Origin of the sequence: Mycolicibacterium peregrinum, from assembly GCF_001665625.1 — a bacterium.
Lineage (GTDB): Bacteria > Actinomycetota > Actinomycetes > Mycobacteriales > Mycobacteriaceae > Mycobacterium > Mycobacterium peregrinum_B.
The window spans coordinates 1-12,960 of the sequence record NZ_LZSY01000136.1 but is presented as its reverse complement, the minus strand read 5'-3'; the positions used below and the strand labels follow the sequence as shown (position 1 = coordinate 12,960).

Sequence of the window (12,960 nt, the reverse complement as noted above, 5' to 3'; positions counted from 1 at the left end):
CCGGGGTGGCGCCCCGGCCGCGGGGCCCCCACCCCCGGGCGCAGCGCGGCAGCCCGCCACCCGCGCCCGAGGGGCGCGCGGCGCGCGCCGCCGGTGCGCTATGGGGCCGGCGCCGGCGCCGTCGACCGCATCGAACCCGGCACCGACGAGCAACTCGTCGAGATGACCAAGCGCTATTTGGCCCCGGAGAAGGTGGAGCCGTATCTGGAATTCGCCCGCCGCGAGCAGGGCGACAGCGTGGCAGTGTTCCTCAAGCCCGAGCACTGGCTGTCCTCCGACCTGGGTTCGCTCTAGCTCGGTGAGTTCGCGTCAACGCTTGTTCCGGTGGCTGTACCGGGTGGGGTTCACCCCCTGGGACGGCCACCCGTTGGCGCATAGCCTGATGGCGCCGTCGACGGCCACATAGCGCACCGTCGGCTCGAGCCGCTCGACCATCAGGCTCAGATGGCCGGCTGCCTCGATCAGCCGGTGCTTGCGGGACCCGGTACCGGTCAGCAACCATGGCTGCCCGCCGGGGGTGTACTGATACCAGATCGGGACGGTCAGCGGACCGCGCTTGTCTCCTGCGTACACCGACAGGGCGGCGATGTGCGGTTCGGCCAGAAACTGCTCGCGTTCTTCCTTGGAAAGGGGCATGTTTACAGCCTAGACCGACTTTGAAAAAACTTGCCCGACAACGGTTTCAGCTGATGGCGGATGTCGAATGGCCAGTTTTTGCGCGGCCACGGCCAAATTGTGTGCGACATCTGGCCACTGGGCGCCCGGCGTCGTAAAGTCGGGGTCCATGCGCTTTGGACTCTTCATCCCGCAGGGCTGGCGTCTCGACCTGGTCGACATTCCCACCGAAAACCACTGGTCGGTGATGCGTGACCTGGCCGCTCACGCCGACGCGGGCGTGTGGGACTCACTGTGGGTCTACGACCACTTCCACACTGTTCCGGTGCCGACCGACGAGGCCACCCATGAGGCCTGGTCGCTGATGGCTGCGTACGCGGCGACGACGTCGCGCATCAAACTCGGCCAGATGTGCACCGCGATGTCGTACCGCAACCCCGCCTACCTGGCGAAGGTCGCCGCCACCACGGACATCATCTCGGGTGGCCGGGTGCAGATGGGTATCGGTGGCGGCTGGTACGAGCACGAGTGGCGCGCGTACGGCTACGGGTTCCCGTCAGCAGGGGTGCGGCTGGGCCGGCTCGACGAAGGCGTGCAGATCATGCGCGACGCCTGGCGGGACGGGCGGGTCAGCTTCGACGGCAAGCACTATCAGGTCGACGGGGCCATTGTGGCCCCGAAGCCACTGCAGGACAACGGCATTCCGATGTGGATCGCCGGCGGCGGGGAGAAGGTCACGCTGCGCATCGCGGCCAAGTATGCGCAGTACACCAACTTCACCTCCGAACCCGAAGGATTCGCGCACAAGTCCGAGGTACTCGCCGGGCACTGCCGCGACGTCGGCACCGACTACGCCGCGATCGTGCGATCGGCCAACTTCAACGCCGTCATCGGCGAATCTGAGGCCGACGTCGCCGAACGCGTCGCGCGGCTGCGGGCTCGGCAGGTCCCGGTGGCCGGGGAGGCTGCCGTCGACGCGATGCTGGCCAACGTCACCGCACCCGAATCGGCAAGCGGCACACCCGAACAGGTCATCGAGAAGCTCAAGCGGCTGCGCGACCTCGGGTGTGAGTACGCCATCCTGTACTTCCCCGAGGCCGCGTACGACCGGTCCGGTATCGAGTTGTTCGAGCGTGAGGTCATCCCTGCGCTGGGCTGACCTGATAGAACGCAATGCGCCAGCCTGCCTCGCCGCCGGTCACCAGCACGCTGAGATTCAGCGGGATCACCGTGCCGTCGTGCCGGGTGAAGTCTGCGCGCAGGTAGCCGAGCGCCACATCGTCGGCGGGCCTACGGGTCTCGTGAAACGAGTAGGCCACCGTAAGCCCGGCCGGCTGGGATTCGTAGTAGTCGATTACCCCCTGGCGTCCGACGCTGTGCGGGTGCAGGCCCTGAAAGATCGCGTCTTCGGTGAACTTCGCGGCCACCCGTCGCGGATCGTGCGTGGCGATTCCGGCCCGCCACTCGTCGAGTACCTCGCGCAGGATCTGCTCGGTGTTCTCAATGCCCGGCACTTTGACCTCCATCGACGTGCAGGATCTCCCCGGTGACGAATCCGGCCTGCTCCAGGTACAGCACCGCTTGCACGACATCGTCGATATCACCCATGTGGCCGATCGGGTGTAGCGCGTCGAGGAACTCGTGTGTCTCCGGCGAATGCATGGGTGTGCGGATGGTGCCCAATGCCACCGCGTTGGCGCGGATCCCGCGTGACCCGTATTCAATTGCCAGTGCTCTGGTCGCGGCGTTCAGCCCGCCCTTGGTCAGCGACGCGAGTGCCGACGGCACCTGCGAATTGGCGTGGTCGACCAGGCTTGTCGAGATGGTGACGACATGGCCGCCCTCGCCGTGCGACTCGAAGGCCTTGATCCCGGCTCGGGTGAGTTCGAAGAATCCACGCTGATTCACGCCGGTGACGGCGTCGTAATCGGCGTCGGTGTACTCGGTGAACGGTTTGGCGATGAAGATGCCGGCGTTGTTGACGATCGTGTCGACCCGGCCGAATCGCTGCACGGCGGCGTCGATCACCCGCTGACCGACACCGGGCTGCCCGATGTCGCCGGCGACCGCCAGCACCATCGGATCGTCGCTCTCGCCGATCGTCCGGGAGTTGGCGACGACGGCGTAACCGAGCTTGCGGTAACCCGCCACCAGGGCTTCGCCGATGCCCTGCGAGGCGCCGGTGATGACTGCGACGTGCGGTGTGGTGCTCATTGGGGTGGTCCTTTCTGGTCCGATGTACCGCTCAACGCGGCCGCGGTACGTGGCGATGTCCGTCCGATGTGACGGGATGGCTCGTTGCTGAGAGGTTCTGCCTAATAGGCTGCGACGGTGGAACTGCGCCAGTTGCGGTACTTCGTCGCCGTCGCGGAGGAGCTGAACTTCGGCCGCGCCGCCGAGCGGCTGCGTATCGCCGGGCCGTCGTTGTCCCAGCAGATCAAGGCGCTGGAACGCGACCTCAAGGTGCAGCTGTTCGACCGTGACCGGCGCTCGGTTGCGCTGACTCAAGCGGGTGCCGCACTGTTACCCGGGGCGCGGGACCTGATTCACCAGGCCGACGAACTGCGCAGGCAGGCACAAGGTTTGGCGGTGTCAGAGCCGGTGCGGATCGGGTACGTCAACTGGCGCCCCACAGATTTGGCCGAGCGAGCCGCCGGGGTGGCGCAGTTGCGGGTGGACACCTGGGTGATGCCGTCGCACGCCCAGGCCGCGCGGGTGGCCGACGGCACCTTGGACCTGGCGATCTGTTGGGTGCAGAACTCCGATCTCACGGCCTTGGGGCTCGATGCCCGGTTGATGGGTGTCGACCGGCTCTATGCCCTGTCCGCGGGAGCCGACGAGACGCCGGTGAACGCCGCCGACGTGTTGGTCCTGGTGGATGCCGACGACACCAGCTGGTCCTCGTGGAACCGGTACGGCGAGCAGTTCGCCGCCGAGACGGGGGCACGCGTCATGCGGACCGACGACGGCGGCGTTACCGGGCCGACGTTCTTCGAGCATGTCCGTGAACTGCGGCGTCCGGTTCTCAACAATCCCAAGGGGCAGGACGCGGCGCTGCCCAAGGGCCTGGTCCGGCGTCCGGTGCTGGCCCCGGTGCCGTTGTGGACGTGGTCATTGGTCTGGCGTCGCGATGAGGACAGTGCGTCCGTGCGCGCGGTTGTCGAGGCGTTCACGCGCGGCGTCGGTGATCTCGGCGTCCGCGAGGACGGAACGTGGCTGCCCGCCGACGACCCGTATCGCCAGCGCGGCGATCGCGGCGAGTAGCACCACCAGCGCTCCGACCGCCAGCGCGATCCGAAAACCGTTGTGCACGAATGGGGAAACCGCGACCGGCCCGATGATCTGGCCGACGGAGTAACCCGCGGTCAGCAGCGCCACTGCGCCTGGGAACTGGAGCTGCCGCCCGGCCGCCAGGGCCAGGGTGCTGATACCGATGAAGGTCCCGCCGAACAGAACGGCACCGAGGACGGCCGCGACGCCGCTTCCGGTGCAGGCCAGCCCGATTCCCCCGGCCTGTAACAGCAGCGCCCCGGTGAGCAGCACCGGATGGGAGTAGCGGGAGCTCAGCCGTGCCCACAGTGCGGCAGAGGGAATCGCCGCCAATCCGACCACCAGCCACGCGCCGATACCGAGCCGGCCCGGCGAGTTCTGTGCGATGGCAGCCACCAGGAAGGTGCCGGCGATGATGTAGCCGATGCCTTCGAGGGTGTAGCTGCCGAAGAGCAGGGCGAAGGGGCGCCGCGTGGTCTTGCGTTGGTCGGCATGGGCTTTCACCTCGCTCGGGGTGGTAGCCGGACGCATGAACCAGGCGGCCACGCTCAACGCCGCGGTGCAACCGGCGGCCAACCACCACGCGCCCTGCCATCCCGCCCGGGCCGGTAGGCCGAACACCAGGCCGGCGGACAGGGCGATACCGACGCCGACTCCGCCGAACGCCCAGCCCGGCAGATGGGCAGGGTGCCCGTGCAGATGGTCCAGCACCGTGTTGACGGCGATGACGAACACCAGGGCGCTGGCCACCCCGGCGGCCAGGCGCAGCGCCATCCAACCGAAGGCATTGCCGGTCAATGGCATTGCTGCCAGGCTGACCACCAACACGATGAGCGAGACCCGGCACGCCGACATCGAACGGGACAGCCGGGGCGAGAACGCTCCGGCCACCGCGCCCAGCAGATAGCCGATGTAGTTGGCGGTAGCCAGATGTCCGGCAGACTGGGGACTGAGTCCGGCCTGCGCGGTCATCAACGGCAGGATCGGGGTGTAGACGAAACGTCCGATCCCCATCGCGGCGGCCAGCACAGCGGCCGTACGGGCGACGTGCAACCAGGGGGCTTTTGGCATTGCCCCATGGTCTGCGGCGGTGGCCGGCCCTGCCACGTCCAGTTGTCTTACAGCTGGGAGGTCCAGGCTCCCACCGCAGGTATCGACATGGCCCGCGCGGAAAGGTCGTCAAACGTACATCGCGTGACTGGCAGATGGCCGCAAAAGGTATGTCGGGTGAAACGTGCGGTGGATTGGCACCGCGATGTGCTCCATGATCCCCACGTGACGCTGATATCACGGGAGTTCGGGAGCGGAAGCGTATCCGCCCCAACAGTCGGGGCCGACCTGGCCACGGTGCTCAACCCCTTGCCGCGCACGGCTTCCCGCGCGGCCGCCCCGATTGACTGTTCCCGGCCCGTGCACAGCGCTGACGTTGCCCAATCGCGCCTGTTCGAGGACATTCTGATCGGCGAAATCGCCGAGCTGCGGGACCTTCTCGCCGCGACCGAACAGCGGTGGCGGCGGCTTCGGGAACGCAGCCGGGTGGCTGACGCGCCGGTGCCGGAAGCGTTGCTTCGTCTGCACGCGCGCATCGCCGAGGCCGAGCGGTTGCTCGTCCAACTCCGGTGCCGGTTCGGTTACGAGGGAGATTCACTCCGCGTGATTTGAAATTCCGCGGGTGCGCTCAGGACGTTCCGGCGCCGTCGGCGGGGTCGGTCGAATGTCACGACGATCTTGCCGGCGGCGCCGGGCGTCGACGGCATGGAAGTCCGTCGAACTGCTCACCGACAAAGTGCTGCCCGCACCGGCCTGAATCGCGTTCGAACACATATCGCGACCCCACGCCTACGGGGCTGCCGGAAGTGGCACGATTCTGGGTATGGAGAAGATCTCGCTCACCGCGATTGCCCGTCAGCAGTTGGCCTCAGCCCGCACGGCCAACAGTGGACGCAGTGCCCACACCGTCTACGGCGGGCATGAACACCAGCTGCGCCAGACCCTGATCGCGATGACCGAGGGTACCGGGCTCGACGAGCACGAGAGCCCCGGTGAAGCCACGCTGCAGGTTATCGAGGGCCGGGTGAAGCTGGCCAATTCCGACGCCAGCTGGGAAGGATCGCCCGGCGATCACATCGTGATCCCGCGTACCCGCCACAGCCTGCATGCGCTCACCGATTCGGTGGTGCTGCTCACCGTCGTCAAGGCGATGGGGCCGCACACCTGACTCAGCGGTGGCTCAGCACATTGACCACGTTGCCCGACTGATCGGCGAAGAAGAACCGCCGTACACCCCACTCCTCGTCGCTGAGAGGATGCACGATTTCCAAGCCGGCCTCGACCGCGGCGGCATACGCCGCGTCGACGTCGTCGACCTCGATGGAGGCGGACGGGTTGACCGGCGCCGTCGCGTCTTTGGTCATCAGACTCACCTGGTGACGGAGTTCGGCGTCGGCCAGGGTGACGATCCAGCCGTGGTTCATCACCTCGGTCAGCCCGAGGGTCTGGGTGTATGCGGCGGCGGTCGCGGCGAGGTCGGACACCGTGAGCACCGGCATCACCCGCGACACCGTCATATCGCCGGCCCCAGCAGGTCGTCGGCGTCCTTGATGACGTAGCCGTAGCCCTGCTCGGCCAGGAAGCGCTGGCGGTGGGCGGCGTACTCCGCGTCCAACGAATCGCGTGACACCACGGAGTAGAACACCGCACCGCCGCCGTTGGCCTTGGGCCTCAGCAATCGGCCCAACCGCTGCGCCTCTTCCTGGCGGGAGCCGAAAGTCCCTGAAACCTGAACGGCGACAGATGCTTCCGGTAGGTCGATGGAGAAGTTCGCCACCTTGCTGACCACCAGCGTGGAGATCTCGCCGCGGCGGAACGCGTCGAACAGGGCCTCGCGCTCGGCGTTCTTCGTGGACCCCTGGATCACCGGTGCATTCAGTTCCTCGCCCAGTTCCTCCAGCTGATCCAGGTAGGCGCCGATCACCAGGGTCGGCTCGCCGGGGTGGCGCTCCAGGATGGACTTCACCACCGCGATCTTGGTGTGCACCGTCGAGCACAGCTTGTAGCGCTCCTCGGGTTCGGCGGTGGCGTAGAGCATCCGCTCGTTGTCGGTCATCGTCACCCGCACCTCGATGCACTCGGCGGGGGCGATCCAGCCCTGGGCCTCGATGTCCTTCCACGGTGCGTCGTAGCGCTTGGGCCCGATCAGCGAGAACACATCGCCTTCGCGGCCGTCCTCGCGGATCAGCGTCGCGGTCAGGCCCAGCCGCCGCCGGGACTGCAGGTCGGCCGTCATGCGGAACACCGGTGCCGGCAGCAGATGCACCTCGTCGTAGATGATCAGGCCCCAGTCGCGGGTGTCGAAGATCTCCAGGTGCTTGTATTCGCCCTTGGTGCGGCGGGTGATCACCTGGTACGTCGCGATCGTGACCGGCCGGATCTCCTTCTTCTCACCCGAGTACTCGCCGATCTCGTCCTCGGTCAGCGAGGTGCGGGCCACCAGCTCGCGTTTCCACTGCCGCCCGGCCACCGTGTTGGTGACCAGGATCAGCGTCGTCGCGCCGGCCTTGGCCATCGCGGCCGCCCCGACTAGCGTTTTACCGGCTCCGCAGGGCAGCACGACCACGCCGGAGCCGCCCGCCCAGAACGAGTCGGCGGCCATCTCCTGGTAGTCGCGCAGCGCCCAGCCATCCTGGGCCAGTTCGATCGGATGGGCCTCGCCGTCGACGTAACCGGCCAGGTCCTCGGCCGGCCAGCCGATCTTCAGCAGCATCTGCTTGACCCGGCCGCGCTCGCTGTTGTGCACGATCACGGTGTCGTCGTCGATGCGCGCGCCCAGCATCGGGGCGATCTTCTTGTTGCGCAGCACCTCGGCGAGCACGGCACGGTCGAGGCTGACGAGCGTCAATCCGTGCGCCGGGTGTTTGATCAGCTGCAGCCGCCCGTAGCGGCCCATGGTGTCGACGATGTCGACCAGCAGCGGCTGCGGTACCGGGTAGCGCGAGAAGCTGACCAGTGCATCCACCACCTGCTCGGCGTCGTGGCCGGCCGCGCGGGCATTCCACAACGCCAGCGGGGTGATGCGGTAGGTGTGCACGTGCTCGGGGGCGCGTTCCAGTTCGGCGAACGGTGCGATGGCGGCGCGGGCCGCCCCGGCCTGCTCGTGGTCGACCTCGAGCAGCACCGTCTTGTCGGACTGCACGATCAGTGGGCCGTCAGTCATTCGCGGGATCCCATCCACTCATCGCGCGCATCGCGGGAGAATTCATCGGATCCCATTATCCCGAATCGGCCGACACGCGCATTCAGCGCGGGGTCAGCGCGGGGCGGCCGTCGGTGCCGGCGGCGGTGCGCCACCGGCCGGGAGCGGCCGCTGCGGCACTCCCGGGGTACCGACCGCACCGGCCAGCCAGGGCAGCGTGGTGCTCAACACCTGTTCGGCGAACGGCCAGTCATGTTTGCCCGGCAGCGCCGTGATCGCGCAGGTGATGCCGTGGCTGCGGCCCAGGTCGCACAGGGTGTGCGCGGCCTCGGTCTGATCGCCGGGGTTGCCCCCGGCGTCCTGCCCGCCGAGGCCCACCGCATCGGGATTGGCCGGGTGCGCCCCGTGTTTGACCGGGGCGTCCGAGGAGATCACGAACCAGCCGGACACGCCCTGGTATCTGCCGTGTTTGTCGATCACGGTGGCCGGGTCGTAGGTGGCCCAGGCTGCGGCGTCCCCGCCGTACAGACGCGCGATGGTCTGCTCCCTGGTCCCCGCGTTCGGGCCGGTGTCCCCGGCGATGTCGACGAACGAACTGAACAACTCCGGATGCATCACGGTCAGGTCCACCGCGCAGGTCCCGCCCATCGACCAGCCGACCACACCCCAGCCGGTGTCGCGCACGCCGAAGGTACTGGTCAGATACGGCGGTACATCCTTGGTGAGATGGTCGGCGACATTCCCGCGCGGGCCGTTGACGCATTCGGTGTCGTTGTTGAAGGAGCCGCCGACGTCGACGAAGACGAACACCGGGGTGTTGCCGACGTGCTCGGCGGCGAAAGCATCGATGGTGGCGATCGCGTTGCCGCTGCGCGCCCAATCGGCCGGGGTGTTGAACTCGCCGGCGATCATCATCACCACGGGAAGCGCGGGCGCCGATGGCGCGAACCAGGCCGGCGGTAGGTACACGAGTTCGTCGCGGTGCTTGAAGCCGGACTCGTCGGCGCGAATCGTGACGGACACCAACTCGCCCTGGGACGGAATCTCACCGCGCTGACGCTGGTCGAGAGCGGTGGCGAGGTCGGTCTCACCCGGTAGCGGGCCGGCCGTCACCTCGTTCCACAGGGTGGTGACCGTGGGGAAGTAGCCGACCCAGAGGTTGACCGCGACTCCCACGCTGAGCAGGCACAACGGAACCGCTGCCACCGAGGCGGCCCGCCGGCGCCAGCGACTGCCGCGCCAACCCAGGGCCAGCACGGCCACGGCCAATCCGGTCAGCCCGATCCAGATCCACAACGCCGCCGGTGCGGGATCGCCCGCGAGACCCTGCGAATGGACGAACCAGCGGGCCCATGCCGTCAGGCCGAGGCCGACCGCGATCGCGCACGGCAGCCAGATCAGGCGCCAGCGCCGGGTGCGCCAGCCGATCGCCACGATCAATGCCACGCCCGCAATGTCGGGGGCAGCCAACCGTGCAGCAGCGACACTCCCCGGTAGGCCGGGGGTACCTGATCCGCTGCCGTCAACATCGTTGTCACACCGCCATATTGGTGAACCGCTCTGTGAGCACGCTGTGTCGTGGCTAGTCGGAGTCGGCCGACACCACCGACGTGACGCGGTGGATGGCGAACTCGCGGACCCGTCCGGCGGCCGGATCGAACGCGGTCAACTGGCCGCCGCGCACATTGACGGGGGACACCACCCGCTGGGTGGCCACCCCGGCCGGGTCGACGTAGCCGATCACCACGGAGGTCTGGTTGATCGCGGCCTCCTGCAACTGGGTGATGGCCATCGCCGGATCGAGGCGCACGCTGGCGAACGGACCGGCAGCCACCTTGCGCAGCACCGCGACGATCGCACCCAGGGTCTGGGCGGTCGGCGGAGTGGACGGCCGGTAGACGCGGCGCCGGGACGGTGCGACGACGCGTGCGCCGCGGGCCTTGATGTCGACGACGGTGCCGGTGGAATCCTCGGCGGCCGGGGCGAATCCGGCCTCGCGCAACACTGTCAGTACGTCGGCGATGGGTGCCTGGGACACCGCCACGGTCGGCGCCAGCAGCCGCAGCTCGAGGCGGTCGGCACCCGGTGAGGCCACCGCCTGAGCCAGCAGGGCCGGATCCTCACATCGCAGGAACGACGTGGCCATGCCGACCCGCAGCTGGCCGTGCCGGCGGGCGACGTCGTCGATCAGATATGTCAACCCTTGCGGCACCGGAGTTTTCGAGTGCTTCTCGAACAGGGTGTGCAGCTCGCTGGCGGTCCGCCCGGCATCGAGGGCGCGCCGGATCGACGTTTCGCTGATCCGGTAGACCATCGCCGCGCCCGCCGATTCGACGGTGGCCACCTCGGCCAGGTGCTCGGCCAGATCCCGCTCCAGCGGACCGGGCACGATCACCGTCAGGTCGGCCTGCAGCAGGAAGTGGTCGAGCGGTTTGGGCAGTGCCTTGGCCATCGCGGCCAGCACGTCCTCGTCGGGATCGCCGGCGAGCAGACCGCGGGCCGGGGTGCTGATCGCCCCGCGGCCCACCATGCCCAGCGCGTGCGCCTCGGCGAGCAACCCGCTGACGGTGTCCGGTTGCAGCCGCAGCGCCCAGCGTGGCCGCCGCCAGACCATCGCCCGGGCGGCCTCCGCACCGTCGACCCCGGCGCCCGGAGCCAGCTCGGCCAACACGCGCAGCAGCAGCCTGCGGTCGAGGGGAGCCGCCGTCGAATACAGCGAATCCGACAGTGCGGCAAACGGTTTGTTGTCCGGCCCGCGGCTGCCGATCAGAGCGGGCCGGGCCGGCAGGTCCAGCCAGGTCGAGGCCAACAGGTGCCAGCGGGTGGCGGTGGTGGATTCGACGAACCGGTCGGCGGCCACCGTCGGCGCCCAGTACGGCCCGGTCCCGTCACCCGGGTCCGGTTCGGGCATCCCGGCCGCGATCAGCCCCGCCCCGGCGGCCAGTTCCAGCAGCAGTCCCAACCGGGGTTCCTCGACGCCGGTGGTCTTGGCCAACCGTTTCACGTCACGCACCCCGAGGCCGCCGTTGCGCAACTGGGGAACCGGTGTGCTGCCGAGAGTTTCGATGATCAGATCGATCTCGCGCAGCAGGTCGATCGCCGCTCCGGCAGCCGCCGCGTCCACGTCGGCCGGTGTCGTCGACGACGTCTGAAGCACCGGCGTGGTCAACTCGACCGGGCCGGGAGCCTCGCCCCGCATCACCTGGCTGACCAACCGCGGCAGGATCACCGTGTCGTCGTCGATCCGGCGCAGCAGCCCGGCTTCCAGCAGCCGCGGCACCGGCCGGTCCGGCGGAGTGTCCGGCGCCGCGTCGCGGGTGCGGCCCACGGGCGAACCCTCCAACAACCGGGCCAGCAGATCGTTCTGCGCGTCGTCGAGCCCGTCGAGCAGGCCGGTGATCTCCTCGGCACTGCGCGCGGCCACCTCGACGGTGGCCTGACCGACAACCCAGGGCAGGCCCGCGGCCACCTCGGGCGCCACCCGGACCTCGGCCTCGCCCCACACCAGGGCCCGCTCGCGCAGATCGTCCAGCGCGTCGGCAAGCTCGTTCGCACCGACCCGGTCGCCCAACAGTTCGCCCAGCTGCGACACCGGCACCGCGTGGGTGTCGGCGTGCAGGACCAGCAGCGCATCCAGGATGGCCAGCCGCCGGAAGTCCAGGGAATCGGTGGCAGCCTTGACCGACTGACGTGAGGTCGCGCGCGCGGCGAGCGCGGCGATAGTTCCCGGTGGCGGCTGGCTCAGGTCGGGCCGCAGCTCCAGGAGGCGGATCAGGGCCTTGTCATCGAGGTCGGACAGCCAGGCACCCAGCGGGAATCCGGGAGTCTGTGCGGCGGTCATATCCTGACCAGCGTAAAGCAGCCCGCGCGATCCCTCTCCCGGCTCTCCCCTGCAAGCGGGAGGGACCCCCGGCCCGCCGGTCTCGCCTCCGGTGAACGAGCCTGCCACAATGTGGAGCGTGGCTGACAACAAGAAGAACCATTACGTCGACAACGGCTGGCCCGTGCTCTCCGACGGCGATGATCACGCCGTGAGTGAGCTCGCCACCGACCGCACCGGCGCGCTGTCCCCGTTCGGCGACCTCACCTTTCCGTTGCCGGCCGAGGAGCTGCCCTTCATCCAGTCGGCCACCGTCGTCAACAGGTAGTAGTGGGACTGTCGCACCTCGACGAGTCCGGCGCGGCGCACATGGTCGACGTCACGGCCAAGGACGTCACCAAACGCATCGCGGTCGCCGTGGGCACCGTGCGTACCCGCCCCGATGTGGTGGCTCTCATCGCCTCGGGCGGCCTGCCCAAGGGTGACGCGCTGGCCACGGCTCGCGTGGCCGGGATCCTGGCCGCCAAGCGGACTCCCGAGTTGATTCCGCTGTGCCATCAGCTGGCGCTGACCGGCGTCGACGTGGACTTCGACGCCCGCGACGCCGAGGTCACCGTCACGGCGACCGTGCGCAGCACTGACCGCACCGGCGTCGAGATGGAAGCCCTGACCGCGGTGAGCGTGGCCGCACTGACGCTGTACGACATGATCAAGGCCGTCGACCCCGCGGCGCGCATCGACGACATCAAGGTGCTGCGCAAAGAAGGCGGTAAAACGGGAGTATGGGAAAGCCCGTCGGAAAAAACTCAGCGGTGACGCGGTCGGCCAGCGCGGCGCGCAGGGCATCGCCGACCGCGTGCCCGTCGGCGACCACCATCTGCTCGGTGACGTCATAACCGCGATCGGAGAGCCAGCCGACGATGAGGGGGCCGGTCCGGTCGTCGTAGACCCCTGCCGCGGCACGGGTGGAGGCGATGATGACCCGCGCCGACCGCGTCACCGCTGAGTTTTTTCCGACGGGCTTTCCCATACTCCCGTTTTACCGCCTTCTTTGCGCAGCACC

Annotated in this window: 13 protein-coding genes and 4 pseudogenes; 8 read left to right on the top strand and 9 right to left on the bottom strand. The window is 68.6% G+C overall.

The window, feature by feature from the left end; translation table 11 throughout:
• Both A5779_RS21990 and A5779_RS34610 read left to right on the top strand, forming a co-directional pair.
• On the top strand, positions 1 to 294 hold a 294-nt coding region (locus tag A5779_RS21990), incomplete at its 5' end, for a pyridoxamine 5'-phosphate oxidase family protein (RefSeq protein WP_236734847.1).
• Between the two features lie 4 nt (positions 295 to 298).
• Positions 299 to 382 (top strand): annotated as a pseudogene (locus tag A5779_RS34610) (SAM-dependent methyltransferase); the annotation flags it as partial.
• On the opposite strand, the pseudogene A5779_RS21985 reads toward A5779_RS34610, so the two are convergent.
• A pseudogene (locus tag A5779_RS21985) lies at positions 382 to 636 on the bottom strand (pyridoxamine 5'-phosphate oxidase family protein); the annotation flags it as partial. The pseudogenes A5779_RS34610 and A5779_RS21985 overlap by 1 nt on opposite strands.
• 148 nt (positions 637 to 784) lie before the next feature.
• Here A5779_RS21985 and A5779_RS21980 point away from each other — a divergent pair.
• The gene (locus tag A5779_RS21980) at positions 785 to 1,774 is read left to right on the top strand and encodes an LLM class F420-dependent oxidoreductase (protein WP_064885609.1); all 990 of its coding nucleotides are present in this window, start codon (positions 785 to 787) and stop codon (positions 1,772 to 1,774) included.
• On the opposite strand, the gene A5779_RS21975 is transcribed toward A5779_RS21980, so the two are convergent.
• Together A5779_RS21975 and A5779_RS21970 are read right to left on the bottom strand one after the other, a co-directional pair.
• Entirely contained in the window at positions 1,755 to 2,129 is a 375-nt protein-coding gene (locus tag A5779_RS21975) for a YybH family protein (RefSeq protein WP_236734846.1), read from the bottom strand. The genes A5779_RS21980 and A5779_RS21975 overlap by 20 nt on opposite strands.
• Positions 2,116 to 2,829: an SDR family NAD(P)-dependent oxidoreductase gene (locus A5779_RS21970; protein WP_064885605.1), complete on the bottom strand. Its 714-nt coding sequence runs from the start codon at positions 2,827 to 2,829 to the stop codon at positions 2,116 to 2,118. Before A5779_RS21970 ends, A5779_RS21975 begins: the two co-directional genes overlap by 14 nt.
• A 117-nt stretch (positions 2,830 to 2,946) precedes the next feature.
• Here A5779_RS21970 and A5779_RS34605 point away from each other — a divergent pair, with 117 nt between their 5' ends.
• Complete coding sequence (locus A5779_RS34605) at positions 2,947 to 3,879, top strand: LysR family transcriptional regulator (RefSeq protein WP_082941793.1); 933 nt, start codon at positions 2,947 to 2,949, stop codon at positions 3,877 to 3,879.
• Between the two features lie 39 nt (positions 3,880 to 3,918).
• Here the strand turns inward: A5779_RS34605 and A5779_RS21960 are convergent.
• Positions 3,919 to 4,956 (bottom strand): annotated as a pseudogene (locus A5779_RS21960) (YbfB/YjiJ family MFS transporter); the annotation flags it as partial.
• 204 nt (positions 4,957 to 5,160) lie between these two features.
• On the opposite strand from A5779_RS21960, the gene A5779_RS21955 reads away from it, so the two are divergent.
• Positions 5,161 to 5,547: a hypothetical protein gene (locus tag A5779_RS21955; protein WP_131811676.1), complete on the top strand. Its 387-nt coding sequence runs from the start codon at positions 5,161 to 5,163 to the stop codon at positions 5,545 to 5,547.
• A gap of 211 nt (positions 5,548 to 5,758) precedes the next feature.
• Positions 5,759 to 6,103 (top strand): cupin domain-containing protein, encoded by a 345-nt coding sequence (locus A5779_RS21950; protein WP_064885597.1) that lies wholly within the window; start codon positions 5,759 to 5,761, stop codon positions 6,101 to 6,103.
• A 1-nt stretch (position 6,104) separates the two neighbouring features.
• Here the strand turns inward: A5779_RS21950 and A5779_RS21945 are convergent, their stop codons facing one another.
• The 4 genes and pseudogenes from A5779_RS21945 to A5779_RS21930 form a co-directional block, all read right to left on the bottom strand.
• Entirely contained in the window at positions 6,105 to 6,452 is a 348-nt protein-coding gene (locus A5779_RS21945) for a VOC family protein (protein WP_064885595.1), read from the bottom strand.
• On the bottom strand, positions 6,449 to 8,098 hold the full coding sequence (locus A5779_RS21940; RefSeq protein WP_064885593.1) for a DNA repair helicase XPB: 1,650 nt from the start codon (positions 8,096 to 8,098) through the stop codon (positions 6,449 to 6,451). The genes A5779_RS21945 and A5779_RS21940 overlap by 4 nt, the downstream gene beginning before the upstream one ends.
• A gap of 93 nt (positions 8,099 to 8,191) precedes the next feature.
• Positions 8,192 to 9,606: pseudogene (locus A5779_RS21935) on the bottom strand (alpha/beta hydrolase).
• 53 nt (positions 9,607 to 9,659) lie between these two features.
• Positions 9,660 to 11,918 (bottom strand): helicase-associated domain-containing protein, encoded by a 2,259-nt coding sequence (locus A5779_RS21930; protein ID WP_064885591.1) that lies wholly within the window; start codon positions 11,916 to 11,918, stop codon positions 9,660 to 9,662.
• A gap of 109 nt (positions 11,919 to 12,027) precedes the next feature.
• Here A5779_RS21930 and A5779_RS21925 point away from each other — a divergent pair, with 109 nt between their 5' ends.
• Together A5779_RS21925 and moaC are read left to right on the top strand one after the other, a co-directional pair.
• Positions 12,028 to 12,225: a hypothetical protein gene (locus tag A5779_RS21925; protein ID WP_055117555.1), complete on the top strand. Its 198-nt coding sequence runs from the start codon at positions 12,028 to 12,030 to the stop codon at positions 12,223 to 12,225.
• Between the two features lie 2 nt (positions 12,226 to 12,227).
• Positions 12,228 to 12,713, top strand: a complete 486-nt coding sequence (gene moaC / locus A5779_RS21920; protein ID WP_082941792.1) for a cyclic pyranopterin monophosphate synthase MoaC — start codon at positions 12,228 to 12,230, stop codon at positions 12,711 to 12,713.
• Here moaC and A5779_RS33120 read toward each other — a convergent pair.
• Positions 12,643 to 12,927 (bottom strand): molybdopterin-binding domain-containing protein, encoded by a 285-nt coding sequence (locus A5779_RS33120; protein ID WP_413784930.1) that lies wholly within the window; start codon positions 12,925 to 12,927, stop codon positions 12,643 to 12,645. The genes moaC and A5779_RS33120 overlap by 71 nt on opposite strands.
• Between the last annotated feature and the right edge of the window lie 33 nt (positions 12,928 to 12,960).

Coding starts and splice junctions, on each gene's coding strand:
- A5779_RS21980 (WP_064885609.1), top strand. CDS start 785: ATGCGCTTTGGACTCTTCATCCCGCAGGGCTGGCGTCTCGACCTGGTC.
- A5779_RS21970 (WP_064885605.1), bottom strand. CDS start 2,829: ATGAGCACCACACCGCACGTCGCAGTCATCACCGGCGCCTCGCAGGGC.
- A5779_RS21950 (WP_064885597.1), top strand. CDS start 5,759: ATGGAGAAGATCTCGCTCACCGCGATTGCCCGTCAGCAGTTGGCCTCA.
- A5779_RS21945 (WP_064885595.1), bottom strand. CDS start 6,452: ATGACGGTGTCGCGGGTGATGCCGGTGCTCACGGTGTCCGACCTCGCC.
- A5779_RS21940 (WP_064885593.1), bottom strand. CDS start 8,098: ATGACTGACGGCCCACTGATCGTGCAGTCCGACAAGACGGTGCTGCTC.
- A5779_RS21930 (WP_064885591.1), bottom strand. CDS start 11,918: ATGACCGCCGCACAGACTCCCGGATTCCCGCTGGGTGCCTGGCTGTCC.
- A5779_RS21925 (WP_055117555.1), top strand. CDS start 12,028: ATGTGGAGCGTGGCTGACAACAAGAAGAACCATTACGTCGACAACGGC.
- A5779_RS33120 (WP_413784930.1), bottom strand. CDS start 12,927: ATGGGAAAGCCCGTCGGAAAAAACTCAGCGGTGACGCGGTCGGCGCGG.